At 64.3% G+C, this 25,090-nt stretch carries 16 protein-coding genes and 3 tRNA genes; 9 read left to right on the top strand and 10 right to left on the bottom strand.

The features are described from left to right. The 8 genes from IE92_RS0115505 (at position 1) to IE92_RS0115465 (ending at position 9,028) form a co-directional block, all read left to right on the top strand. On the top strand, positions 1 to 441 hold the full coding sequence (locus tag IE92_RS0115505; protein WP_030149413.1) for a hypothetical protein: 441 nt from the start codon (positions 1 to 3) through the stop codon (positions 439 to 441). 95 nt (positions 442 to 536) lie between these two features. Next, positions 537 to 737 carry a hypothetical protein gene (locus tag IE92_RS0115500; RefSeq protein WP_030149412.1) on the top strand — a complete coding sequence of 67 codons (201 nt, stop codon included), beginning with the start codon at positions 537 to 539 and terminating at the stop codon, positions 735 to 737. Further along, the gene (locus IE92_RS0115495; RefSeq protein ID WP_030149411.1) at positions 737 to 4,327 is read left to right on the top strand and encodes a tape measure protein; all 3,591 of its coding nucleotides are present in this window, start codon (positions 737 to 739) and stop codon (positions 4,325 to 4,327) included. Before IE92_RS0115500 ends, IE92_RS0115495 begins: the two co-directional genes overlap by 1 nt. A gap of 832 nt (positions 4,328 to 5,159) precedes the next feature. After that, entirely contained in the window at positions 5,160 to 6,266 is a 1,107-nt protein-coding gene (locus IE92_RS0115485; protein WP_030149409.1) for a hypothetical protein, read from the top strand. 910 nt (positions 6,267 to 7,176) lie between these two features. Continuing rightward, positions 7,177 to 7,824: a hypothetical protein gene (locus IE92_RS0115480; protein ID WP_030149408.1), complete on the top strand. Its 648-nt coding sequence runs from the start codon at positions 7,177 to 7,179 to the stop codon at positions 7,822 to 7,824. Further along, positions 7,824 to 8,456, top strand: coding sequence for a M23 family metallopeptidase (locus IE92_RS17530; protein ID WP_051702040.1), 633 nt, complete (start codon positions 7,824 to 7,826; stop codon positions 8,454 to 8,456). The genes IE92_RS0115480 and IE92_RS17530 overlap by 1 nt, the downstream gene beginning before the upstream one ends. Then, complete coding sequence (locus IE92_RS0115470) at positions 8,457 to 8,720, top strand: hypothetical protein (protein WP_030149406.1); 264 nt, start codon at positions 8,457 to 8,459, stop codon at positions 8,718 to 8,720. Next, entirely contained in the window at positions 8,720 to 9,028 is a 309-nt protein-coding gene (locus IE92_RS0115465) for a hypothetical protein (RefSeq protein ID WP_030149405.1), read from the top strand. The genes IE92_RS0115470 and IE92_RS0115465 overlap by 1 nt, the downstream gene beginning before the upstream one ends. Positions 9,029 to 9,081: 53 nt before the next feature. On the opposite strand, the gene IE92_RS0115460 is transcribed toward IE92_RS0115465, so the two are convergent. From IE92_RS0115460 to serS, 9 genes are all read right to left on the bottom strand, one after another. Beyond that, positions 9,082 to 9,498, bottom strand: coding sequence for a hypothetical protein (locus IE92_RS0115460; protein WP_156027625.1), 417 nt, complete (start codon positions 9,496 to 9,498; stop codon positions 9,082 to 9,084). A 66-nt stretch (positions 9,499 to 9,564) separates the two neighbouring features. Then, positions 9,565 to 10,686, bottom strand: coding sequence for a tyrosine-type recombinase/integrase (locus IE92_RS16920; RefSeq protein WP_162178521.1), 1,122 nt, complete (start codon positions 10,684 to 10,686; stop codon positions 9,565 to 9,567). A gap of 75 nt (positions 10,687 to 10,761) precedes the next feature. After that, positions 10,762 to 10,851: transfer RNA gene (locus IE92_RS0115450), tRNA-Ser, on the bottom strand. A gap of 107 nt (positions 10,852 to 10,958) precedes the next feature. Next, the gene (locus IE92_RS0115445; RefSeq protein ID WP_030149402.1) at positions 10,959 to 12,284 is read right to left on the bottom strand and encodes an LCP family protein; all 1,326 of its coding nucleotides are present in this window, start codon (positions 12,282 to 12,284) and stop codon (positions 10,959 to 10,961) included. A 225-nt stretch (positions 12,285 to 12,509) separates the two neighbouring features. Beyond that, the gene (locus tag IE92_RS0115440; RefSeq protein ID WP_030149401.1) at positions 12,510 to 19,964 is read right to left on the bottom strand and encodes a DUF5979 domain-containing protein; all 7,455 of its coding nucleotides are present in this window, start codon (positions 19,962 to 19,964) and stop codon (positions 12,510 to 12,512) included. A 324-nt stretch (positions 19,965 to 20,288) separates the two neighbouring features. Then, positions 20,289 to 20,376 (bottom strand) — tRNA-Ser (locus IE92_RS0115435). A gap of 1,133 nt (positions 20,377 to 21,509) precedes the next feature. Further along, positions 21,510 to 21,597 (bottom strand) — tRNA-Ser (locus tag IE92_RS0115430). A 70-nt stretch (positions 21,598 to 21,667) separates the two neighbouring features. Continuing rightward, positions 21,668 to 22,525, bottom strand: coding sequence for an HAD family hydrolase (locus tag IE92_RS0115425; RefSeq protein ID WP_245601323.1), 858 nt, complete (start codon positions 22,523 to 22,525; stop codon positions 21,668 to 21,670). Positions 22,526 to 22,585: 60 nt separating this feature from the next. Continuing rightward, the gene (gene serS / locus IE92_RS0115420) at positions 22,586 to 23,845 is read right to left on the bottom strand and encodes a serine--tRNA ligase (protein ID WP_030149399.1); all 1,260 of its coding nucleotides are present in this window, start codon (positions 23,843 to 23,845) and stop codon (positions 22,586 to 22,588) included. A 68-nt stretch (positions 23,846 to 23,913) separates the two neighbouring features. On the opposite strand from serS, the gene IE92_RS0115415 reads away from it, so the two are divergent. Further along, entirely contained in the window at positions 23,914 to 24,921 is a 1,008-nt protein-coding gene (locus IE92_RS0115415) for a diacylglycerol/lipid kinase family protein (protein WP_030149398.1), read from the top strand. Here the strand turns inward: IE92_RS0115415 and IE92_RS18465 are convergent. Next, a complete protein-coding gene (locus IE92_RS18465) occupies positions 24,918 to 25,073 on the bottom strand; it encodes a hypothetical protein (protein WP_156027623.1) in 156 nt (51 codons plus the stop codon). The genes IE92_RS0115415 and IE92_RS18465 overlap by 4 nt on opposite strands. Positions 25,074 to 25,090: the final 17 nt, after the last annotated feature.

Genomic DNA, 25,090 nt, shown 5'->3' with positions numbered 1-25,090 from the left:
ATGCGCACCGACATCACCGCAGAGCAGCGCGGCCGCCACCTGTACATCACCGTTGCCGCCGGCAGCGAGGACGCGATCGAGTACAAGGTCGCCCCGGTCAAAGGCATCGACGCCGGCGCGGCCCTGCTCGGACAGGCGCTGACGATCTACACCGGAAACGCCGACGACGTCCAGGCTGCCTCGGAAGCTCTCGCAACGGCCGGTCTCGGCGCGGAAGTGCACGCCAAAGCATCCGGCGAACTCCGCCCCGATGAGTTCGAGGCCGTGGCATTCGCCGGAGTCCTCTGGAACGCCCACGGCGGCGGGTTCAAGCTCGTGGAGACCCTTTTCCAGGACGGCCTCCCAAAAGCACTGACCGATCTATTCGAAAGCGCTGGGGCGCAGATGGTCCTAGCACCGACGACATCGCCGAGTACGGAATCGGAGAACCCGACCCCGTAACCGGTCGGTACCCCCGCTACGAGTACCCCAAATGGCTCCGAGACGAGATCCAGGGACTCGGAAGGCCCACCCAGCAGGCGCAACCCAGCGCCGGGGTGGGCCTTCGCGATTTCTGGGGCCACGTCTTCGAGGTCTTGTGGACCGACGTCGCGTGCGATTTCCAACAGGTCTACGGCATCGACCTCGATGACGTAGCCGACCGCTCCTGGCACTGGATCCACGCACGAATCATGGGCCTGCTCTCGACCGAATCCCGGCTATCCGCATGGGTCGCCGCCCAATCTAAGGAGGCCTGATGGAAGTAGGCACGCTTACCGCCCGCCTCACCCTCGACGGCAAACGCGAATTCGATTCCGGGGTCGCTGACTCCGGTCGAAAGATGAGCGAAACCGCCCGTGAGGCGAGCTCGGCTGGGGCGACGATAGCCAACGCGTTCAAGGCCGCCGCCGGCACTGCGGTCATGCTCACCGCCGGCGTCGCCGCGACCGGCGTGGCCGTGTTCAAAACCGGCGCCGCATACAACTCCATGCAGCAGAACGCCCGCCAGGGCCTCTCCACCGTCATGGGCTCCGCAAAGGCCGCGGCCGAGCAGATGGACCGCCTGGACGCTTTCGCGAAAAACTCGCCATTCTCCAAGGCCGTGTTCATCAACGCGCAGCAGCAGCTCCTCGGCTTCGGTGTGGAGGCGAAAAAGGTCATCCCGACCCTGGACGCCGTTCAGAACGCGGTCGCCGGTATCGGCGGCTCGAACCAGGAAATCAGCGAGGTCGTCTCGATCCTCGCGAAGATCCGATCTGGCGCGAGCTTCGGCCAAGAGGACATGAACCAGCTGGCCGACCGCGGTATCAACGCAGCCGACCTCATGGCCAAGGCCTTCGGGAAGTCCGAAATGGAATTCCGCGATTCGATCTTCGGCAACCCGCTCAAGGGGAAGGACGCACTCAAGGCGTTCGACGCCCTGGTCGAGGGTATGGGCACGAAGTTCGCCGGAACCACCGACAAAATCAAGGAACAGTGGACCGGTGCGGCAGACCGCATCAAGGCCGCCACCCGAGACATCGGCTCCGCTATGGCTGAGCCGTTCATCTCGAAGTCCGGCGGCGGGCTCGCGGTCCGCTGGGGCAACGACTTCGCCGACGTACTGCGCGGCGTAGAGCGGCAAACGAAGTCCCTCGTGCCTGTGATGATGAGCGGGCTCGCCCCGGCCGTAACCGCGGTCGATGGGGCGTTCATGCGCGCCAAGATCGCCGTCAACAACTTCACCGTTGACGACATCACCCGGAGCGTGCGCGAGCTCACCCAGTACACGCCGGGTATTGCCGCGGTAGGTGGCGCGGTGGCCGCGATGGGGCTGCAGAACATCCCTATCTTGGGGAAGTTCCTGCCCGCGATCAACCCGATTGCCGCTGCGCTCCTCGCGGTTGCCGCGACCTCGCCCCCGATCCGACAGGCCGGTGCCGAACTCATGGGGGCGCTCAAGCCGCTCGCCCCGGTGGGCATCGAGGTGGCCAAGGCGTTCTCGAATACCCTTGCCGCAGCTCTCCCGATCGTGGCGGGCGCGATCATCGCGGTCACCCGCGTCGCCGAACCTCTGGTTGGGGTCGTCTCGGCGATCCCCGCTCCGGTGCTCGCGGCCACCATCGCCGCCATTGGGCTCAGCAAGGGGCTCAGCGACGTGGTGAAGCCCACCGCAGCGTTCGGACAGGTGCTGCAGCGCCTCGGTGAGCAAATGGCTGTGCAGAGCGCACTCGGCGCGATGGAAGGCAACACCAGCAAGCTCGCCGGCACATTCGGCGTAGCAGGCAGAGCCGCGACCGGGCTGGGTCTATCGCTCAAGGCTGCGTTTATCTCGAACCCTGTCGGCCTGGCAATCACTGCCGTAGCGATCGCCGCGGGCGCGCTCGTCGCGGGCTTGTCTGCTGCCGGTGAGGCGGCCGCCAACGCCACCCGGAAGGTCGAGGACTACCGGCAGACCCTCTCTGAGACCGGGAACACGACCGCGCGCACGGCCGAGCTCATAAAGAAGAACCTCGATGAGGCGTTCTCATCCTCGGATGCGTGGACTGGTGCCGAAGACATCTCCGAAAAGATCGAGGGTGTCGGCGTCAGCTCTGCGTGGGCCGCGGACGCGATCAAGAGCGGCGGGCCTGCCTATGATGCGCTGATCGCTCAGCTTGAGCAGACGTCCAAGCAGACCGAGCGCACCACCGATATCCATGGGCGTGCATCCGAGCAGATGACCGAGAATGCGCGCATCGCCCTCCGAGTCAAGGAAGCGGTTGAGGCAGAGCGCGGGGCCGTCGAGAAGTCCACCGAGGACTATAAGAAGGCTCTCGAGCAGTACAAGCAGAACTACATCGCGATGAGCGATGCAGAGCGCAAGTCTCACGATCTCGCGATCGCTTTCGAGGCCGCGGGCAACGAGAGCAACAGTGCAGCCGACCGGATCCGGGCAATGCGCACCGCGCTGGACCTGCTCAACGGCGGGGTGAAGTCCGCCGCGGACCTCACCCAGGATCTCAACAAGGTCGGGCGCGATCTGGTCACGGTGTTCTCCGAAACGGACGAGAGCGGGAAAAACCTCGCGAAGTCCCTGATCATCACCGGCGGCGAGTTCGACACCACCTCGGCAGCCGGGGCCAAACTCCGAGACGCGATGAAGGCTGTCCAGGGCGAATCGGACGAGGCGCTGCGGTCGGCGACGGACCTGTCGCTCAAGAACAAGGGTGTAGGTCTCTCGGCGAAAGAAGCTGCCGAGGTGATGATCCCGTACGCGCAGAAGATCCGCGAAGCAGGCGCTGCCGCTGGCCTGTCGGAACAGGATATTCAGTCGCTGATCGATACGTGGACGGGCGACCCTGTCACTCGTGCATTCATCCTGACCGGCTCGGAGAAGATCCCCGAGATGCGAGTGCGAGTCGCTGAGCTTGCGAAGGAACTGGGGACAGTTCCGGAGGAGGTCGAGTTCCTCGTCTCCGACGACGGCACTATCACCGCGATGAACCGGAGCATCATCGAGCTCTCCAAGTCATCGGGGGAGATCCCCAGGCACGTCGCCTTTGCGATCACGGATAACGGCACCCTCGATGCGACCCGGCTTGCCGCAATCAAGCTGGCCGACCAGATCACCGCCACACCTGACAAGCACATTGAGATCGACAGCCCGGCCGATGCGATCACCGAATCGCTAAAGGTCCTCGGGTTCACCGTGACCAGCCTGCCGGATGGGCGGGTCAGGCTCACGGCACCGGACATCCCGCTCATCGATCGACAGCTCGATGATCTGACCAAGAAGCGCCGCGATGCCACGATCAACGCGGTGCAGGGCCGGGACGAGGCTTCGAACTGGCTGACTCAGCTGACTCAGGCGCGCACTGTGAAGATCGGGGTCACCTATGACCAGGCCAAGGGCCCGGTGCCGATTCCGAACGCTAACGGTGGCATGTACAGCTACGGCGGCGGGAACGTGCAGGCGTTTGCAAACGGCGGGTTCCCCAGCGGGATCTACGCCGGCATGGGCGCGGGGATCCACAAGTTCGCGGAGAAGGAAACGATCTGGGAAGCCTACGTGTCCGGGAAACCCGGGCAGGAAAAGCGGAACCAGGCGATCCTCTCGGAGGCCGCGCGCCGCCTCGGCGGGGTCGCAGCATTCGCGAACGGCGCGATCGCCAACTCCCGGGTGACGACCTCGGGTGCTGGCACCCCACCGACCCCCGTCGGACCGCTGGCAACGCAGGTCGTCGTCCACCCCGAAGTGTCCCTCGCGGGCGCGGTCCTGTCAGCAACCATTGACGGCCGCCCCATCGAAGTGATGATTCATGACCAGATCGTCCAGGCCGACGCCGCAGCGTCATCTCAGATCCGACGAGGAAGGGCACGGTTCTAATGCCATACGCACCAACAATCACCCCCTACCTGGACAAAAACCCGTGCCCGCGCGTGGAAGTGCTTTTCCGCACCTTCGCGCCGGGCACGGCCACTGTCACGGTATGGCGCACCGCAGGCCGCGACCGGCGAGAGCTACGCGGCGCAGTCCGCGCACCCGTTGCTGGGGCACTCGCCCGAATCGACTTCGAAGTCCCATTCGGTATCGATGTCACCTACCGTGCAGAGCAATTCGATTCACGCGGAGTTTCACTGGGCTGGACCGACACGGCCTCGGTCCAGCTCGATATCGCCGAAACATGGCTCCACAACCCTCTGGACCCACGCGGAGCAGTCCTTGTGGAGTTCCGCCCCGACGCTGCCAACAGTATTTCCCGCCCTGCAATGGGCTCACTGGTTCGAGTCCAGGGCCGAACCGCTGGCGTCTGGATGGGAAGTGGACGATCCGGGGTCACAGAAGTCCGACTCGACGTCATGACCCGAACGCTCGAAGACGCAGACAAGATCGCGGCAATGCTCGGGGACCAGAACACTCCCCTCACCCCGGTCCTGTGCTTTCGCATCGGAACGCGTGACCGTATCCGACTCCCGAAACCGTTTTACGCCGCGGTGCCCGACATCCAAGAGCAATACATCGACCCCGAAGTTGCTGGCGCCCATATTGCCCACCTCATGACGGGGTCGGAAGCGGACCCGCCAGTCCCCGGGCTGTTTGTGCCGCTACTGACCAGAGCGGATCTCGATCGGGCATACCCCACTCGCGCAGCAATGGACGCAGACAACGCCACCCGAATTGGGCTGGACCGTCGATACGAATTCGCAGGAGGTGGACGATGAGACAGACTTCCCCGGCGCTGGCCGACGCGCTGCTTGCCTCGATCTCTCACCGGCTTGTCGCCGATGTCTACCACGGTGCTGACCGTGTGATGCAAGACCTAGACCTCACCGAGTGGGATTATCAGTGGGATCTCAGTGCCGACATCAAATCCGGCGGGTCTGCGGTGGTGGTTTATCAGCCGCCTGCCGGCGCGAGTTTTGCCCCCCAAGGCATGCGCGGGGCCCTATCGCCCTACCGCGGGGCACGGATACAAGCATCGCTCCTCGTGCAAGTGGGCGCGCTCGAGGAGCGGGTTGTGCTCGGGTGGGGACGAATCATGCAGGTACCCGAAGCAAAAGATGAATATGCGATGGTGGGCGGCGTGGAACGATGCGTGTCGTCCCGCGTGAAGATCGTTTGGGACGGCCTCGATACCGATATTCAGTCGCGTGGCTTCCGGTACCCCACCGAAGCGCGCGGGCGGTCGTGCTGGTCTGAGCTGCGAGCAATCACCGGGTTCCCTGTCATCGAAAACGTCGCCGACGCGAATCTCCCCGCGGGGACGGTTTGGGAAGCAAAGCAAGGCGGCCGGCTCGAGGCGGTGCAAGCAATCGGGTCCGCCCTCGGCGGGCGCATCGTCGTGACCCCGGCAGGGGAGCTTTCACTGGCCCCGAATACCCTCGGACCAGTCGTTGCTACATTGCGCACGGGCGCTCTCGGAACGATTACCGATATCACCTCTCCGATCAGCCTGGACGGCGTTTACACAGCCGTGGTCGGCGTGTACGAGACCGAGGACCGTGCGCCGATCTACTCGGTCGCCGAAGTTCCTGCTGGAACATTCCCTGGGCTGCCTGAGCGAACTCGATACCACGCGTCAGACCTCGTCAAACATCAAGAAGCTGCAGACAAGGCCACGAAGTCCGTGCTCATGCAGTCCCTCGGGTCGTTGACTTACCGGGTGGCTGTGCAATGCCTGGTGGACCCACGCATAGAAATCAACGATCATGTCCGTGTCGAGGCCCCTGGACGTACTGTGCAAGGCCGGGTAGTCGCGGTGAAGCTCGGGGCTTCCGAGCTCATGAACCTCGCTCTCGATGTTCCGATGGAGGTGCCTCTGTGACCCTTCAGGCCGAAGCAATCGCTGAAATCGCTGCTCGTATTCCCACGGTCCGTCGAATGACGGGGAGATTCGTGCGCATGGACGGGTTGCTCGCAGTAGTTGAAGTAGGGCCCGGGGTGTATGCCCGGGCCCGCTGTGTCGGGTGGTCAACCTTTATCCCCGGGATGGTGCTGCAGCTGCAGCATGATGCCGGGCAGTTGATCGCTACTGGACCCGCGAAACCACTAAACCCGATCGGGACAGTCAAGGTCGCAGGCACCCCGATCTCAACAGTGACCGTCGATGGGGTCGATTACCCTATGTCGCGTTTGGCCACCTACACTCCTCGCCCCGGCGATGTCGTGGTTTTGGACTGGTCCTCAGCCACGATAAACGGTCTGCGCACGACCTCACCTGAACCGCCCCCGCCAGTGCCCCCCGAAGGCGGCGGGGCGGAACCCTTAGATCTCACAGTTCAGGCCGCCAGCTCGGGAAATTACTGGCGCGGCGGTGGGATCTGGAACAGCACTGACCCCCGAGCCTCCACGAACAACACCGGCGCATGGTTCTACGGTTCCAAGATATCCGACTCGCTCGTTGGTGCTGCGCTCTCAGGGGCCTCGGTCTTTCTTCCGGCTGCCCGGCAGCCAGGGACCGTGCTGTTGGGTCTCCACCCGCATCTCACCCAGCCCGGGGGGCAGCCCACTGTTTCCTCCGCGACCGCGATCCCTTCCGCGACAGGCTGGGTGCCCCTTCCTAGCGGGTTTGCCGCGGCTCTTCAGTCCGGAGCTGCCCGTGGGCTCACCGTCCAGTCCAGCAACGGCGACAACCTTTGGCGCGGAGTCCCCGCTGACCCACTCTCAGGAGCAATCCGCTTCACCGGAACGCGATAAACCTTGCCCCGTATGGGGCTTTACTTTTTGGAGGCCTAATGGCTGTAGATAGATACAACTCCGTCACCGGGGCGGAAGAATTCTTAGACCAGGGAGCCCCCGCGGGAGCATCCGATCTGAGCGCTTTGGGCGCATCAATCGCCAGGAAGGGCACCCGCATTTACGGCCCCACCCTGGGCGATGACGGCCGTGAAGCATTCCGGTTCCATCGGAACGGAATCCTCTGGTACGACACCACAGAAGGACGACTTTACGAAAGCTGGGGAGGTGCATGGCGGCCGTACTTTGCAGTTGAGGAATTCACCAACAACGTTGCAGGTATCCCTGACAGGCAAGTTTTCAACTTCGGCGCGATGGTCCGTGATGCTGCCGCGTCCACTGCAAGCCTCGCTGATATCAACGGCGGCGGAGAGGTGAAAATCCTACGGGCGGGGCTTTACTCCATCAGCTACTACGGCGCATTCAGCGTGCCGGTCACGGGGCGCACATACTTCGAGATCAAAACCGCAGGTGCGGCTCGTGCCCGCAACAGTGTTCAGGCCGAAGACAACACGGCAAGCGTCTCGGTGCCCTCAGTTAGGCTCGCCGCGGGAGCTATTATCCGTGGTGAGTTTTTCAAGACTAGCGGGTCGGCTTCTGCGAATCTCAACGGGCGAATTACTATCGCGCGGCTCGGGGACATCTGATGCCATTTCTTCGACTCACCTCCCAGCCGCTCACCTCCCCGTACGGGTGGCGGGTCTTGCCCAGCGCCGGCCGCACTTTCCACAAGGGTGCCGACTTCGGTTTCTCCTACCGCATGCCGATCTCCGTGTGTGGCGACGGGGTCGTGACTGAGGCGGGCGTGCACCGCGAGTACGGCAAGTACGTGCGCGTGGACCACGGTGCCGGTGTCACGACCTCTTACCATTCCGCCGATGAGCTGTGTGTGAAGGTCGGCGACCGCGTCCGCCTGGGCGACACCATCGCCCTGGCGGGCCGTTCCGCGATGGGCGCGACCGGACCTCACCTCCACCTCGGCCTGTGGCTCGACGGCCAACACACGGATCCCCTGCAGTACCTCACCCCGGGCGAGACCCGCCCCATCCGCGAACCCGAGGCCGCCACTGCCTCCATCACGAAAGCAGACATCATGAACAAGATTATCCGCATCCAGTCAACGAACCGCGGTATCGCGCTACTTGGCCCCTGGGGCTACCGTCATCTGAAAACCGATCGCGAGGTCGCCGCATCGAACGCAATCATCGACCTGCACCTGAACGGCAGCGATGCCGAGTTCGATGCTTGGAAGTCACTCGTTTCGGGGTGGCAGAAGTAGGTGCCGGAGGTAGAAGTCCCCGCCTGGCTCGCGCCCATCGTGATCGCCGCGATCGCGGCATCCGGGGCGTGGGCCGGGGCTTGGCTCAACTCCCGCGGCGGCCGCCGCAACACCGACCACACCCGCATCACCACGCTCGAGGCCCGCGTTGACGCGCTGTCGCGCCGCAACACGATCCTGTGGAACTACAACCGAGCGCTGATCGACCACATCTACCGCGGCTCCCCGCCGCCCCCGCCCCCTATCCCAGAAGGAGCCTTGTAATGGCCCGTCACGCAGTAGAAACCCCGTCCGGGGAAATCTGGTTCAAGAACCAGCGAGCACTCCGCACCGCCCTTGCGGTCGGTATCCCGGCCCTGATCGGCCTGGTCGCGATCCTGCCCGAGATCATCCAGGCGGTCCTCGCCGAGGCCGGCGAGAGCTTGCCGGCAGGGCTGCGGTTGTGGCTCGCGGGCGTGGCCGCGCTCATCACCACGGTAGCCGCGACCATTTCCCGGGTCATGGCCATTCCCGCGGTAGACGAGTGGCTGCGCCGCTGGACCCCGTTCGGGTCCACCCCGCGCGGCGAATAACAAAGGTGGGGCGGCTCTCGAAAGAGTCGCCCCACCTTTTCTGCGTTTAACGCCTACTTACGACCAAGCTCAACGGCCAGGTCGTGGAGGTCTTCGTTCGCTGCCACGAGCCCCGGAGTAATCTCGCCTTCGGTTGGCAGGTCCAGAACGTCCATGGAAATGCGCATGCCGCGAATACGAACATCAGACATCTCGGCCGTGGTCAGCTTGTTCTCCAAGTCCTTCCGTGCCCAATCGACTAGCGTCATGGCGCGCACTGAAACGTCGGAGCGCGACGAAGCATCTTTGAGCTCGAGGCTGGTCGCCCAGGTGACAGCGTCTTCCAGGCTGGCGACATCGGTAGAGGCTGAAATCTCACGCACGGTCTCGGTTGGCGAAGGGGCTGCCTGTTCAGGCGATTCGCCGCTTGCGCAGCCGGTGAGCGCGAGCGCGCCGACGATCGCCAGCACGGGAAGAATCTTCGAAGTCATGCCCACAGTGTAGCGGCGGCCGGCGACCATTAAAACCCCTCGTCTGGGCACCGGGCTCGAGAGCCCCTAGCTAGCGTCCCCTCGCATGAGCGAATTGGTGACGGTCGCAGCCTCTTGGAAGGCGGCCGGCATGATGTGCCCGTACACTGACGTGGTTATCCCGATATCGGCATGCCCCAGTCGCCTGGAAACAACATAGATTGAGACGCCGGCGTTGAGTAGCCAAGATGCGTGAGTGTGCCGGAGGTCATGGGGGCGGGGCTTCTTTGTGAGGCCGGCCTTTCCTGCGTCACGGACTGCGTGTTGCCAGCCGTGTTGATGGAATGTCGAAGTGCGCAGCTGATGTCCGCTCTGGTTGGGGAAAACGAGAGCGTGCGGGCGCGGGGCTTTTGCGAGCTTCTCCACGAGGTCCAGCGGTAGGGATACTTCTCGGTCGCTGGGCGAGCTCTTGGTTGACCCGAGGAAGAACCCGCGACGCTCGTCGCGCTTCCATGCCTTGTCCACTCGGACGAGCGGGACTCGTCCGGTGAGGTCCAGGTCTTCCCAAGTTAGCGCGGTCGCCTCGCTGAATCGGAGGCCAGTGGACACCAGGAACTCGGCTAGCAGCCTGTGTCTTTCCGGAAGGTGTTCGGCCAGCAGGGTGTATTCATCGCGAGTAAGGAAAGTCGCCCGGCGGCCACCGCGCTGCTCATTCGGGAGCGAAACCAGCTCGCACGGGTTGTCGCCGCGCCAGTTCTTGCGTACGGCCATTTTGAAGGCACTGGACAGCAAACCGATCGCATTCGCGATGGTCTTACGAGACATGCCAGCAGCTACCTCGGCTTTGATCCACGACGCGAGATGTTCTTCGTTGACCACGTCAACGGGAAGTGCCCCGAGGGAGTCTTTCAGGTGGTGCTCGATAATAGACCGGTATCCAGCGATCGTCCCAGCGCTTGGCTTCGTGAGGAGCTGCAGGTGCTTGTCGAGCATGTCTATGACGAGCGGGGTTTTTCGCGCGTTGCTTTCGAGGATGCGTTCAGCGGCGGAAAAACTCTGCCCATTTGCGTCCAGGAGGCGTTTTAGCGTCTCGGCGGCGTCCATTGTGGCTACGGTGACGCTGGTTTGCTTACCCGTCTCGGGGTCACGCCACAGGACCGCCAGGGATACCGCGCCGTTCTTTTGGACGCGCTTTCGAATGCTTGCCATGCCAAAAGAATAGCCGCCCATGTCAACGGATTTTGACTCCGTGTCAACATGTGGGCGGCTATTCCTTGTGTTTACTGGCGGAGACGGCGGGATTTGAACCCGCGGTCCCCTTAGGGGGACTCCACCTTAGCAGGGTGGTGCACTAGGCCACTATGCGACGTCTCCTTACCTCGCGAGCGAGGTACGTTGCAAGCATATCGGAACCTTGCCGCCGCGCCGAATCCACGCGCGAAAAAGGCGGGGAAAATTTCCGATTGCCCCTCGGGAAGGGACTACTTGCGCTTATTTCCGGCCGAGCAGGTCTGCTCGCCGGCGCTCTGACCGGTCACCGTAGACGGCAGTTCCACCACGGCGGGCGGGGCCGACGGATCGGTCGGGGTTGTGGAGGAACCACCGGCGGGCGGGGCTGCCGGGGTCTGAGATCCACCGGCCGGGGGCGCGGCCGGAGTCTGGGATCCACCGGCAGGCGGGGCCGCCGGGGTTTCCGTTCCGCCCGCGGGAGGCTCGGTCACCGATCCCAGGCCGGTTCCACCGGTCAGGCTGATGTGCTGGTCGGCCTTGATCGCGTCGAACAGGGTCTTGGCCGGACCCGGCAGCGGCTCAACACCGTTATGGCCGGGCTTGTCAACGATCGCGTTGGGGTACTGCACAAACACGATCTGGTCCAGCGGAATGTTCTTCAGCGCCAGGGCGATCTGCACCATCGTGTTGACGTCGTTCAGGCTGGTGGAGAGCGTCATATTGCTCACCGCGGCCTTGGCGATCGAGAACAGCTTGGTGGGGTCGGAAAGCGTGTTGCTGGACTGCAGGGTGCGCACCAGCGAGGACAGGAACACCTGCTGATTGCTGATCCGGCCGAGGTCGGACCCATCACCCACGCCGTGTCGGGTGCGCAGGAACTGCAGCGCCGCCAGACCCTGCAGGGTGTGGTTGCCCGCATCCAGGAAGGTGCCGGTATAGGGATCGGAAATGCCCTTGGCCACACACACTTCCACGCCACCCACGGCGTTCGAGAGCTCGATCACACCGCTGAACTGCACCTCGGCCGCGTAGGGAATGTCGAGTCCGGTCAGGGCCTCCACGGTCTTGACCGTGCACGCCAGGCCGCCATAGCCCAGGGTCGTGTTGATCTTCTGCGAGGACATCGCCGGGTAGGTGCCACCCTCGGGCTTGGGGCACGAGGGAATCGGCACAAACATGTCCCGGGGGAAGCTCACCACGGTCGCGGCGCTGTGGTCCTCGGAAATATGCAGCAGCATGGTCACATCGTTGAGCACGCCGGTTTCCTTGGTGGGGTCACCAAAGAGCGCGGGATCCTGCCCCTGACGCGAATCGCTTCCCACCAACAGGAGGTTGACACCGCCCTCGATCGAATCGATCGACTTGGGTGGGGGTGACTCCTTACCGAGGTCCACCGAGGGCTTGATCGAGGACACCACGTCCCACACCGCGTAGGCTCCCACGCTCGCCCCGCTCACCAACACCACGGCGAGCGCGCCGGCCACGATCTTGGCCGCGGAAATCCACGGGGTTGATCGACGCAACTGACCGTGCCTGACCGCGGGCACGCGGGAGGGGCGTTGACGGGAGCTACTCAAAGCGGGCCTTTCGGGAGGACTGGGTGACGGAACGTGTGTGAGGATTCCGGATGCCGGGCGACCGGGGCCCGCGCGCGACGTATCCGCATCGAGAACCCACGACACTGCGGCACGTAAGAATCACATCATGCTGCCAGGCTTCTTTGTACATTTACTGGGAGAAAACCCCCGAAAGACCGCACGGACGGATGGGGAAACCCCGTCCGCCCGTGCGTCGTTGCCTGGCTAGGCCGCGTTCGAGTTGCGTTCGCGACGTGCCAACCAGATTACCGCGGCGCCGGCCAACAGCAGCAGCAACGTGCCGCCCAGGATCCCTCGAAGATCGGATCCGGTGTCCGGCAGCCCCGGAATCACGGTGTTACCGCCGCTCGGCGGGGTGTTCGGGTTCCCCGGAACCACGGTCACACTCACGCAGGACTCGTTCTTGTCCGTACCGGGGTTGTGTACGATCGTGTCCGCCCAGGGCCCGGTCGGGGTGACCAGGCTGGCACAGTTCTCGAACGTTCCGGGCTGGGCAAACGCGACGGTCACGCTCAGGCTCACGCTCGCCCCCGACGCCAGCTTCTCCAGGCTCCAGCGCACCTCACCGTTGGCGAAGGTGCCCTGCGGGGCCCGCAGGAAGGTGGCCCCGGCGGGCAGCACGTCGGTAACCGGAACGTCGGTGGCCTCGATCTCGCCGGTGTTGGTGACATCGATCGTGTAGGTCACCTCACCGTTGGTTACCGCCAGCGGCGCCTGCACGCTCTTGCGAATCTCCAGGGACCCGGTGGTGAACGTGTTGGTGATAACCACCCGCGCGGTGTCCTGCTCGGAATCGGGATCGGTAATGGTCACCGTTCCATCCTCGGGCGCGTAGGCCACGGCGGTTGCCAGGCCCGCGTCGGTTTCGGTCACGGTGCAGTGGGCACCGATCAGGATCCCGGTGAGCTCGGCCCGGTAGTTGTTGTCCGGACCCAGGGTCACGATGCCACCGTCCGCCAGCGGGGCGGTGAGGGTGTCACCGTCGCGCTGCCAGGTGCAGACCACCGCCGCGGTGTAGGTCCCCTGGCCGAAGGCGTCCACGCCGCTGCCGGTGCGCTCCTTCACGATCTCCAGGGATCCCACGTCGAAGTGGTTGGTGATGTCCGCGGTGACCGCGTTACCCGTGATGATGACCGACCCGGCCTCGGGGTTGTCCGTGTGGGTCGCCCCACCGGTGTTCACCTCGGTGATCTCGCACGCGGTTCCCAGCGGGAAGTCACGCTCGATCTCGGTGGCCTCGCCCGCGGTGATCGCAACCGTCTCCTCGAACAGGGTCTGCACCGGGTTGGTTCCGTAGGTGCAGGTGACCGCGGCGGTGAGGTGGGTTCCCTCGGCCTGGCCGTAGGTGTCCTTTCCGGCACCGGCCAGGGCCTTGAAGATCGAGAGCCTTCCGGTGTCGAAGCGGTTGGTTACCTCGATGTTGTTGGCAACCTCGAGCTCGTTCTGCGAATCCGCCGCCGCCGCGGTGAACACCGCGCGCGGGGTGGCGACGGGCTCGGTCGGTGCCGCGGCATCGGTCTCGGAGATCGTTCGCCCGTTCTGCGTGATGGTGGTGTGCTGGGCACCTCGAGGATCGGTCTCGGTCAGCTCACACTTGGCGCCCACCGGGATTCCGGTGACCTCATGGGAGAGCTCGGTGTGCTCGGCATCCCCCGGAGTGAGGGAGAACCTGACGGTCTCCTCTCCATTCCAGGTCACCGGGATCTTGCTCACGGCCGCGGTGCAGCTGAGGGCAAAGTCGAACGAGAAGTTGGTGAAGATCGCCGGATCGGCCAGGGTGTCAATCTTCTTGGTGACCTTCAGGCTGGTCATGTCGTAGCGGTTTTCCAGGGCCACGGTGGGCCGGACCGAGGCCGCACCGGCGAGGATCTGAATGTCCTTCACCCCACCCGAGCGATCGGTCTCTCCGAAGAGACCCCGGTCACCGGATTCGCTCACGTCACACAGGGCACCCAGCGGCAGCCCGGTGAACACGGTGGCGAAACGGTTGGTGTTGGTGAAGAGCACCTTGCCGGTATCGGCCAGCTTCAGCGACATCATCTGGGCGCGACCGGCGGCGTCGGTGCGTCCGCTGGGTACCCGGCAGGACACGTCCGCCGAGGCCAGACCGGGCGCATACTTCGCCGCATCACCGGTGAAGTTCTTGGCCAGCGGCAGCACGCCGGTGGCGATTCGAACTCCCACCGACTTGGACGCCCGCGACTGGGTCTGACCACCCGCGAAGACACCCTGGGCGGCCGGCTGGTTGATCGCCACGTCGGCCACACGGCTCGCGGTACTCAGGTCCACGTGGGCACCACCGACGTGGTCGGCGGAGTCGGGCACGTTGATGGTCTGGAAGTTCACGCCGGCCTCCTTACCGGGGGCAAGCCCGCCGGTCACCCGGGAGAAGTCCAGGGTCACCCGGATCGCCGACACCGCGGTGGCCTCGGCGTCGGTGAGGACGGTACCCGGAGCAATCACCCGCCAGGTGGCCGACTTACAGGTGGGATCATCCTTCCACCCGGTTCCATCGCCCACACACACCCGCGCACGCGGATCGGTGGTGATCTCCCAGCGCATGGTGGTGCCCGCGGGGGCACCCTCACGCAGCTTCACACCGAAGGCTCCATCAAACATCGGGCGGTAGGTCGAGCCACGGCTGTCGCCGGCGACGAGGTTCTTGTCCCCGGCGAACGGCAGGATGTCCAGGATCGTCGCCGTGGTCAGCGAGGTGTCACCGGTGTTGATCATCCGCAGCTTCCAGCCGTCGGTGGCACCCACCACGGTGTTGGCCACGCAGTCGGCACCGTAGTAGCCCTCGGCATCCGGGGTGCACACGCGGTCGGCGGACACCCGGTTGGTTGCCCCGGAGGTCAGCTTCTTCTCGGGGTCGGCCAGCTCGCCCTTGACGCTCTTGCTGATCTGGAACAGCGCACCCGCCTGCTGCTTGACGAAGTTGGTGGTACCGCACTGGTTGGGTGCCAGCCCATCAACGGCGCCCTGGTTGGCACCGCGCGAGCAGGAATCCAGGTCCTGAACGGTGGTGACCACGAGCGCGTTGGTGGCCTGGCCTCCCTGCGGAAGTCCCGCCTGCAGGGCGAGGTTCAGCGTGATCGTGAACTTCTCCCCCGGGGCCATCCGGTTCTTATCGCTCGGCCAGGTGAAGGTGATCTTACGGGTCTCGGGATCAAACGCGGTCTTGACCTGGGTCGAGAGCAGCCCGTTGGCCGAGGTCGCGAAGGTCGGGTTCTCCTCGTCCCACTTGAGGAATTCGGGCAGCCGATCCTCGACCTGGGTGATGTTGAGGAACGACTCATTCGAGTTGGTGAAGCTCAGCGTCCACAGGTTCGCGTCGTCCACCCGCACAATCTGCTGGGCCGGGGTCTTGCTCAGGCTCAGCGAGCGGCGACCGGGTCCGGTCTCGATCGGGGCCTGGGCCTTGTCCGTGGCCGGGTTGTACACCACGGGAGTCCCCGGGGCGTAGTTGTAGCTGGACTCGACGCTCGCCGTATTGGTGATGGTGTTCTTCTTGGCGAAGTCGATTGTCTGACCATCCAGCGTCTGCGTGCGCAGGCCGAGGTTCAGCACCGCACTCGCGCTCCAGATGGCCGGAGGCGCGGTGGTCGAGAAGGACCGTCCAGCGGAGTTGGTGAACGTAAATCGGATCCCCGATGCCGTCTGCGGATCGCTCACATCGGCGGGCAGCGTGGCGGCCGCGGCCGGGGTGCCCAGGTGCCAGACGGCGTCCGCACCCAGACCGGTTCGGATATCCACCTGCACGCGGTCGGCCCCGTTGGGCTTGACGATCTGGTTCGGGACCAGGCGCTGCAGCGCATAGGCGTTCCAGAACGCGTCCGTGGTGTCCTCAATCACAACCTTGCGGCTGGACACGGTCGACTCGACGCCTGCCTTGTCCTTCGAGGCGGCACCCAGGGTCAGGGTCACCGGGTCGCCCTTTTTCACCTCGGTCAGCGCGGCCGGGGCGATCCTCTTGGTGGCGCTCACCCGAAGCTCACCATCCAGCAGCTTGACCTCGGCCGAGGCCGCGTCGGTTCCGGCTCGGCTCGGGTAGAGCACCGGATCGTAGCTCTGCGCGGTGCTGGTGTTGGCCACCACCGAACGCTCCACCGACGCCGGGGTCACCAGCGCACCGGTGCTGCGATCGTGGGCCCGAACCTGGGTCTCCACGCTCATCAGCATCACGTTCTTGGACCCGGGAATGTTCTTGGGGTCCAGGGTTCCGGTGAGCAGCGACCCACCATCCTGCTTGGGGTTGGTCCCCTGGTAGAGCACGCTCACACCCACCACGTCGGCCAGGGCGGCGGCGCTCAGCGCACCCGCCTGGGCCACACTCACGGTGTCGATGCTCAGCGTGCCGGCGGCATCCCGCTTCCACAGCTGCACGGTCGAGGCGTTGGGGTCCGCCTGCCCGACGGGCAGCGTGAAGGTGAGCTTACGCAGGTTCATCAGCTCAAACGGGTTGGTCGCCGGATCGTAGTCCGACGCCTTCGTGCCAAACATCACCGAGTCCGGTCGCTGGGAATCGGTAATGCAGTTGTCCAGCGTACACATCGTGGGGTCGGTGACCCGGATGAAGGATGCGGCGGCGGTGGAGTTGTTGATCGCCGCGACCCGGTAGGTCACCACGGGGAACTTGCCCTCGGGCACCTCGGCCAGGTTCGGCAGCACCACGTTGGCGGCGCTGGCGTCCTTGAAGACCTTGACTCCCGGCGGCTGGTTCGCGAGCGAGATATCGGCGAAGGCCGAGCCGGAGATGTTCTGGCCGTCATACACGCCGGTCACGCCGAGGGTGTTCCGGATCGATCCGGTCGCGGGCAGGTTGAACGGGGCCCGCTGATCCACCCAGCGCTTGTCCGGGTTGTCGGCGGGAATCACCCGCAGCACGTTGCGCAGCTTCCACTCCACCGGAATGATCCGGCTCGCGGTGACGCCACCCGAGGTCGTGATGCCGCTGTTCACCGGCGGGGCCAACGGATCCGTGCTCTTGGTCCGGGCATCGACATCCGGCACCACGGTGATCCGCAGACCGGTGGTGCCGGCGCGCTCGGCATCGGTCAGCTGATAGCCGATGAATCCGGCAGCGTTCATCCAGCTGCCACCGGCCGGCTTCACCTCGGTCCAGGCGGTGCCGTCGAACAGCTCAACCTTGCTCACGCGGTCCCAGCGCAAGGCCGGGTCGGTGGCACGCGAGACGGCTCCGATCCCCACCAGGTCAAACGCCTGGAAAACCGTGGACTCCGGGGTGTTTTCCCCGCCATTGGGCTCGTTCAGGGCGACCGAGCTAAATCCGGTGCGGGTCACACCCCAGCCCAGCTTGGTCAGCACGTGGTCTGAGGACTGTGCGTTCAGGATTCCAACCTTGTTGTTGGTCTTGGTGATGTCGAACCACCCCTTGCTCACCAGCGGTCCGGGGATACCCGAGCCGTCATCGGTCCGAATCTGAATCTGGGCGGTCGCCTGCGACTTCTTGGTATCGCTGGTGATCGTCGGCAGCCCGGGACGCTCGGCGGTGGCCTGCGTGGTCGCGGTGTTGGTATAGGTCGTGGGCTTGGGGTTTTGGGCCGGGACCGCGGTGGGGGTGTTTTCGGTGCCGCGCAGGGTCTGGCGCGCCTCAAACGTGGTGTACGGCTTCAGGATGACACCCTGGGCGAACCCGTCGGGGTTGGTGAAGGTGTAGCGAACACCCACGGCATCCCGGGGCAGATCGGCACTGAAGTTGTTAGCCGAGGGCACGGCCGCGGTCGGGGTTCCGGTCAGGGTCCTCCACACACCCGAGGCATCCTTATACTCCACGGTGAGCGACGTGTTCGCCGGGATCAGCGTCGGAGCCACCCGCACCGGGTTGTGTGCCTCCCAGAAGTTGGTGGTCTTGTCCCCCGTGGTCCACTCGTCGGTGATGACGATCTTGGTGGACGGAACCAGCTCGGTGCCGGTTCGGGTGGTGGCCTCTAGCGCGGTGGTCACCAGCGCGCCCGGTTCAACCGGATAGCCCGGGGTGACGGTCTTCTTCAGGTCAAGATCGACCTTGGGGAAGTGAATGTCCAGCGGTGCCGAGGCGTTCTGGCTGGCCTCCCCGGCGGCGTTCTTTCCGGTGACCTTCAGGTTGTTCTTGGTCGAGACCTTGCCGGTCTCGGCGTTGACAAAGTCCACGGCCGGCTTGATCAGGTAATCGGCGGCAGTCTGCGCGTCCTTGGCGATGGTACCGGTGAAGGTGAGGATAAAGCCGGTCACAACCTTGCCCGCGGGGACGGCCGGGCTCGCACCCGAGGCAAAGGGAACCACCTCGGTGGACCTGTCGTCATAGACCCAGGTCACGGTTCCGGCCGTCGCACCCTGCGGATAGGTAATACCCTCGCTAAAGCCGCCAAAGGCCAGGCTCTGCGAGAAGTAGTCGAGGTCGCTCAGCACCAGGGTGCTCAGCGGACCGTTGGAGGTGTTTGCGCCGGTCACGTGCGCACGCGCGGTGCCGCCCGCGGGAATCTTGCTCGGGTCGATGGTTTTCCCGGCACCCACGCTGACGTTGAGGCCGCCGATTTCAAACGGCGCGGTCGCGGTGGTGGTGACCGGGTCCAGGTCCGGATAGGTCACGGTTCCCGAGGCCTTATTGGTGAGCTTGGCACCACCCACCAGGCTGGTGGGGGTTGCCGTGCGCGTGGTCTCGCGCTGGGCAACCTGGAGCGCGATCGATCCGGCGGACCCACCCGCGACGATCGATCCGTCGGCACCGATCTGGCGGATCCGAATTCCGCCCACATCCGCGGCGCTTACCCCCGTGGGCAGCGCGATGGCCGATGCCGGACCGGGGACACCGGTGACCCACTTCCAGCTTGTTCCGTCAAACACATAGGCGTCCACGGCGACCTGGGTGGCACCCTGCGCGAGGGTGACCGGGCCAAAGCCCTGGAAGTCCACGATCGAGAACGGGTTGTCCGCGGCCAGCGCCGGGGCACCGTCCACGGCACCGCTCGGGTCCTGCAGGCTCAGCTGGTTCGCCCCGACGTTGCCGGTGTTGCCCGCGCCCAGGGTGACCGTCGAGGTGTCTCCGGGCTTGAACTGCTGGTTCGCCGGTGCCCACGTCTTGGTGGTGGCGATCCCGGTCTTCTTCTCGATGCCCACGGTGATACTCGCGCTGCTGTTCACATCGCGCGCGGTGGTCGAGGTGGCACGCGCGGTGTTCTGAATCGCGGTGCCGTTGAATGCCCAGTCCGGGCTGAGGTTTGCGGGAACCCGGAGCTTGAGCGAGATGATCACGCTGCCCTGATCGGGCAGACCCGTGCCGCCCGAAGGGATCGGGAAGCCAAAGGTTCCGGTGAGGGTCTCGGCCGTACCGAGAACCTGGCCCGGCTTCACGCCGGTCAGCGACACCTTCGCATCGGTCGCGCCCACCTCGAGCACCTCAAAACCGGCGAGGCCCGCCGGGAGGTTGTCGGTGAGGACTGCATCGGTGCAGTCACCCTCATCACAGGTCACCCGAATCTGGTAGGTGAACTCATCTCCGGGCTTCAGGGTGACCGATTTCTGGTCACCGGCACCGGCACTGACGCTCTTTTCCACACCCAGATACTGGGGCTTCTGATCGCCCGCGGCGAGGGCCGGGAGGGTACCGAGCGAACCGGCTACCAGCAGTGCGCTGACTCCGGTGGCCACGATAGCCATGGTGCGAGACCAGGGGGTAAAGCCTCGCGATTGAACGGTTTTGTGGCGCGCCAAATAGCGGCGTTTTCTGCCGAGCATGAAATTATTCTCCGTACTGAGTTCGGGTCACAGTGTGAGGCCGCCGCGGTGTTCCGTTGGGTATGGCGCTGGGTGGGCGCACGCGGAACGATGCAACGTGTTGTCTGCGGCAGGGTAACCGACAGGCAACGTTCCCACGCTACCCGGTGACACGCCCCGTGTCTCGGGCGACTCGAATAATCACCCCCATACTGGGGGTCATTCGGGGGCAACAAAAAACTCCCCCGAGTAATCTCGGGGGAGTCATGGCGGAGAGTGTGGGATTCGAACCCACGAGACATTTCTGCCCACTGGTTTTCAAGACCAGCTCCATCGGCCGCTCGGACAACCCTCCAGCTCGCGGGATTCCCACGAACGTTCCCAGTCTGTAGATAGGTGGAGATGTACCGTTGGCAGTCCACCTCGATGGCCCCGTCATAGCTGCCATCGCCTTCTCTGCTCGGGGCACCTGGATCCGACTGGTGCGGAGCATTCGCCTCTACATGAGATTCGGTAGCTTGTACCAGGCTAAAGGCTTCTGCTTACATCCTGGTGACTAATGTCTCACTCTGCCCTACAGCAACTTCCGAATACTACATTCGGGCATTAAAAACGAATGAGGTCCGCCCTTCTCCCCATTACTTCAATTTGGCTCAGCTGCGTGGCGGCTTCTTCGCCCGACGCGTCTCGACGCCCTTGTATTTTCCACTGGACTTCTTGGAACGCAAGTAGTTGCCATCACCGTCAAAGAGATCGAAAAGTTTTGTAAGTAGATTTCTCTGTTGATATCGGTTTTTTTGCTGCCCGACTCGATGACCCCTGCCAGTGTTCTTCGCCATTGCTTGCCCTTCCTAATGTCAGATCGAACGATTCTACGCATCACTCAATTGCCCGGGTAGCCCCAAAAATGGCTTCATACAACTGGTGCATTGGCTTCTGAATACCAATCCACCCACCCCGACTCACCCACGGGCAATTGCCCTGTCAGAGCGGACGGCTATACAAAATCAAGAACGCAATTCGCCTCAATTGAAACTGCCCATTGACGATAATCACGCAACGCCAGCATGTAAAAGCGCTATACATAAAGCGCTCTACAGTTCAGAGCTGAGCCGAAGGGCTCTCCTGCGCCAAACCGTCGTCAAACGGCTACGGAACTCCTAGTCCACCAGCACGTAAAGCTGTAGATGTTCGACTGAAACGGATTGAAAACCCCTAACAACGATTAGGCACACAGTGTTCACATAATTTTTCGGCGAGCGAAAAACCGAGGTAGGAATGCTGCTCACGAAGCTACATCTCACCGGGAGGTTCGATGTTATCGACTGACAAACCGAGCCGAGCCGTTAACTTTTAACTTTGTTGAAAAGTGATTGGCGGTGAAAACCAGCGCACAATCGGCTAGCAAATTGGCCATTGCGAAGGCAAAAGGCAAAGACGAAACTCCCGGTAAGCGCACGCTTACCGGGAGTTCAACTGCCCAAATATTGGCGGAGAGTGTGGGATTCGAACCCACGAGACATTTCTGCCCACTGGTTTTCAAGACCAGCTCCATCGGCCGCTCGGACAACCCTCCATTTCGCGGGTTTCCCCACGAACGTTCCCAGTCTAGCGGACGCTCAGCGCCCCGCTAGGACCGGGGAAACCTACGGCAGCGTATCGAGAACCCGGACCAGACCGTCCTCGGCCACACCCGCGGTAATCTCACCCGCAGCCGCCAGCACGGCCTCGGGTGCCTGGCCCATAGCGACCGCGCGACCGTGCTCGCGCGCCCACTCAAACATCTCCACATCGTTGCGGCCATCGCCGGCAACCAGGATCCGCTCGGGCGGCGCGTTCAGGTGTTCGCGTACGATTTCCAGCGCGGTGGACTTGTTCACCCCGAGCGGGGCGATGTCCATCCACGCCGTCCAGCCGATCGCATACGCCACCTGGTGCAGCCCCATCTCGGACACCACCTGGCTGAACTCGGCCTCATCATGCTCGGGAGAAACCACCACCACTCGGATGACCGGGGTGCCCAGCAGCTCCTCAAACTCCACCTGCTCGGCGTTGTTGAGGTCCCACTCGTACATGCCCTCGGTGTAGCGACGGAAGCCGCCCGGATACTCGATCAGGTAGCGGCCGTCGCTGAGGTGCGGACGGATCGTCTTCAGCACATCGTCGGGGAGGAAGGTTTCCACGTGATCGATGACGTAGCCCTGCGGATCCGCCTCCGGGGAGGACGGATCGTGGCGCATGATCATCGCACCGTTGGCGCACACCACGTACTTCGGCGTGATCCCCAGCTCGGACATGATGGTGTGCGTGGCACCCCAGCTGCGACCGGTCGCCAGCATCACCTCGTGCCCGCGCGCAACGGCGGCTCGCACGGCATCACGCACGTCGGGAGAAATCCTGCCGCTTTCGTGCGCGACGGTCCCGTCGATGTCGAGGGCAACCAGCCAGGGCTCGGTGTGTTCCACCGGGAATCCCGCGGCCATCTCGGCAACCTGTTCGCTCACACCACTCCTCGTACTACAGCCGTCTTGTCTTGCTACCGTCACACCGTGCCGGGCAATCGGTTAGGCGGTGATCACTTCCAGGCCACCCAGGTAGGGACGCAGCGCCTCGGGCACCACAACCGAACCGTCGGCCTGCTGGTGGGTCTCCAGGATGGCGACGATCCAGCGGGTGGTGGCCAGGGTGCCGTTCAGGGTTGCGACCGGGGCAGTCTTGCCCGAACCATCGCGGTAGCGGGTGCCCAGGCGGCGAGCCTGATAGGTGGTGCAGTTGGAGGTGGAGGTCAGCTCGCGGTAGGCATCCTGGGTGGGAACCCACGCCTCAACGTCGTACTTACGGGCGGCGCTGGAACCCAGGTCGCCGGCCGCGGTATCGATCACACGGTAGCTGAGACCGAGGTCCTGCAGCATTCCCTCCTGCATGGCCAGCAGACGCAGGTGCTCCGCCTCGGCCTCCTCGGGGGTGGTGTAAACAAACATTTCCAGCTTGTTGAACTGGTGCACACGGATGATGCCTCGGGTGTCCTTCCCGTGCGAACCGGCCTCACGGCGGTAGCAGGTGGACCAGCCGGCGTAGCGCATGGCGCCCGCTTCGAGGTCGAGGATCTCATCCGAGTGGTATCCGGCCAGGGCGACCTCGCTGGTACCGGTGAGGTACAGGTCGTCGGCGGGCAGGTGGTAGATCTCGTCGGCGTGGGCACCGAGGAAGCCGGTGCCGGCCATGATCTCGGGCTTCACCAGGGTCGGGGTGATCAGCGGCACAAAACCGGCCTCGAGGGCGCGGTCCAGGGCCAGGTTCATCAGGGCGATCTCCAGGCGCGCACCGATGCCACGCAGGAAGTAGAAACGAGCCCCGCTAACCTTGGCACCGCGGGACATGTCGATTGCGCCGAGGATCTCGCCCAGGGCCAGGTGGTCGCGCGGTTCGAAGTCGAAGGTGGGCTTTTCGCCAACCTCGCGCAGGGTCACGAAGTCCTTTTCGCCGCCCTCGGGCACACCGTCGATCACGATGTTCTCGATCGCGCGCACCGCGGCCTGGTAGGTCTCCTCGGCCTGACCGGCAACCTGCTGCGCGTTCTTCACGGCGGCGGCAAGCTCCTGAGCCTGGGCAACCAGGGCGGCCTTGTCCTCCTTGGCCGCGCGGGCCACGGTCTTTCCGAAGGCGTTCTGCTCGGCGCGGAGCTCCTCGAATGCGGTGATCGTCGAGCGACGCGCCGCATCGGCCTCAAGAGCACTGTCTACTAGCTCTACCGAGGACCCTCGGGCAGCCTGGGAGGCACGGACACGGTCGGGGTTTTCACGCAGAAGTACGGGATCAATCACCCACCCAGTCTAGGCCGTGTCGCGGCCAAACGTGCCGTATCCGAGCAAAACCGCGCTATCGTCGGAACATGAATCCGCTTCGCCCCGATCACTCCCGGCCGCGCGCAGCCGTGGTATACAACCCGGTGAAGGTCAAACTGTCCGAGCTCAAGGCCGCGATCAACACCGCCGCCGAGAATGAGGGATGGGCGCGGACCCTCTGGTACGAGACCAGCGAGGCCGACCCGGGCGGGGGAATCACCCGCACCGCACTCGCCGATGGGGCCAGCCTGATTTTCGCCGCCGGCGGCGACGGGACGGTCCGGGCGGTCGCCGATGCGCTGCGCGGTGCCGAGGTTCCGCTCGCCCTGATCCCCAGCGGCACCGGCAACCTGCTGGCACGCAACCTCTCCCTCCCGCTGAGCGATCTGGACACCGCCGCGCACATCGGCTTCGCCGGCCGCTCGCGCCCCATCGACATGGGCATCATGAACGTGGTTGATGAGAAGGGCCGGGGGTCGGAACACTCCTTTCTGGTGATGGCCGGGATCGGGCTGGATGCCACGGTCATGGCCAACACCAATCCCGCGCTGAAGAAGGCCGTGGGCTGGCTCGCCTACGTGGACGCGGGCATGCGCGCCCTGCCCAACGCTCACCCCTTCCGACTGCGCTATCAGCTGGCCGGACGCTCCGAGCACAGCGTGAGTGTCTCCACGATCCTGTTTGGCAACTGTGGCAGCCTGCCCGGGGGCCTCGAACTGATGCCGGATGCGGCGATCGATGACGGCCAGCTGGACCTCGCCGTGCTCCAGCCCGCGGGCCTGTTTGGCTGGCTCAAGGTGTGGCGCAAGCTGCGCTGGGAGAATGGCTCGCTGCGCAAGAGCCGCATCGGTCAGCGCATCATCACCGTGACCCGAGGTCGCAAGGGCACCAAGACCATCAGCTACCTGCGCACCGCCGAGGTCAACGTCCGTCTGGACGAACCGCAGTCCTTCGAGATCGATGGCGACGAACTGGGACGCATCGTCAGCGCCCGCGTGGGCACCGAGCCGAGCACACTGCTGGTACGCGTGCCGCTGGCGGAGCTGGCAGCCTAAGCCTCCGCGTCGGCTTCCGCCATCGCCGCCCACGCGCTCTGTAGCTCGGCCTCATCATCGATGTAACGCCCGGTCTTGGGATCGATGAGCATCCCCAGCACACGGGAATACCCGTCGCCGAGGTCCTCGAAATATGCCCTGGAACTGGTCATGATTTTCTCCTTTGTTT

Origin of the sequence: Mycetocola saprophilus, from assembly GCF_000718085.1 — a bacterium.
Taxonomy (GTDB): domain Bacteria; phylum Actinomycetota; class Actinomycetes; order Actinomycetales; family Microbacteriaceae; genus Mycetocola; species Mycetocola saprophilus.
This window is presented reverse-complemented; position numbering and strand designations above follow the sequence as displayed.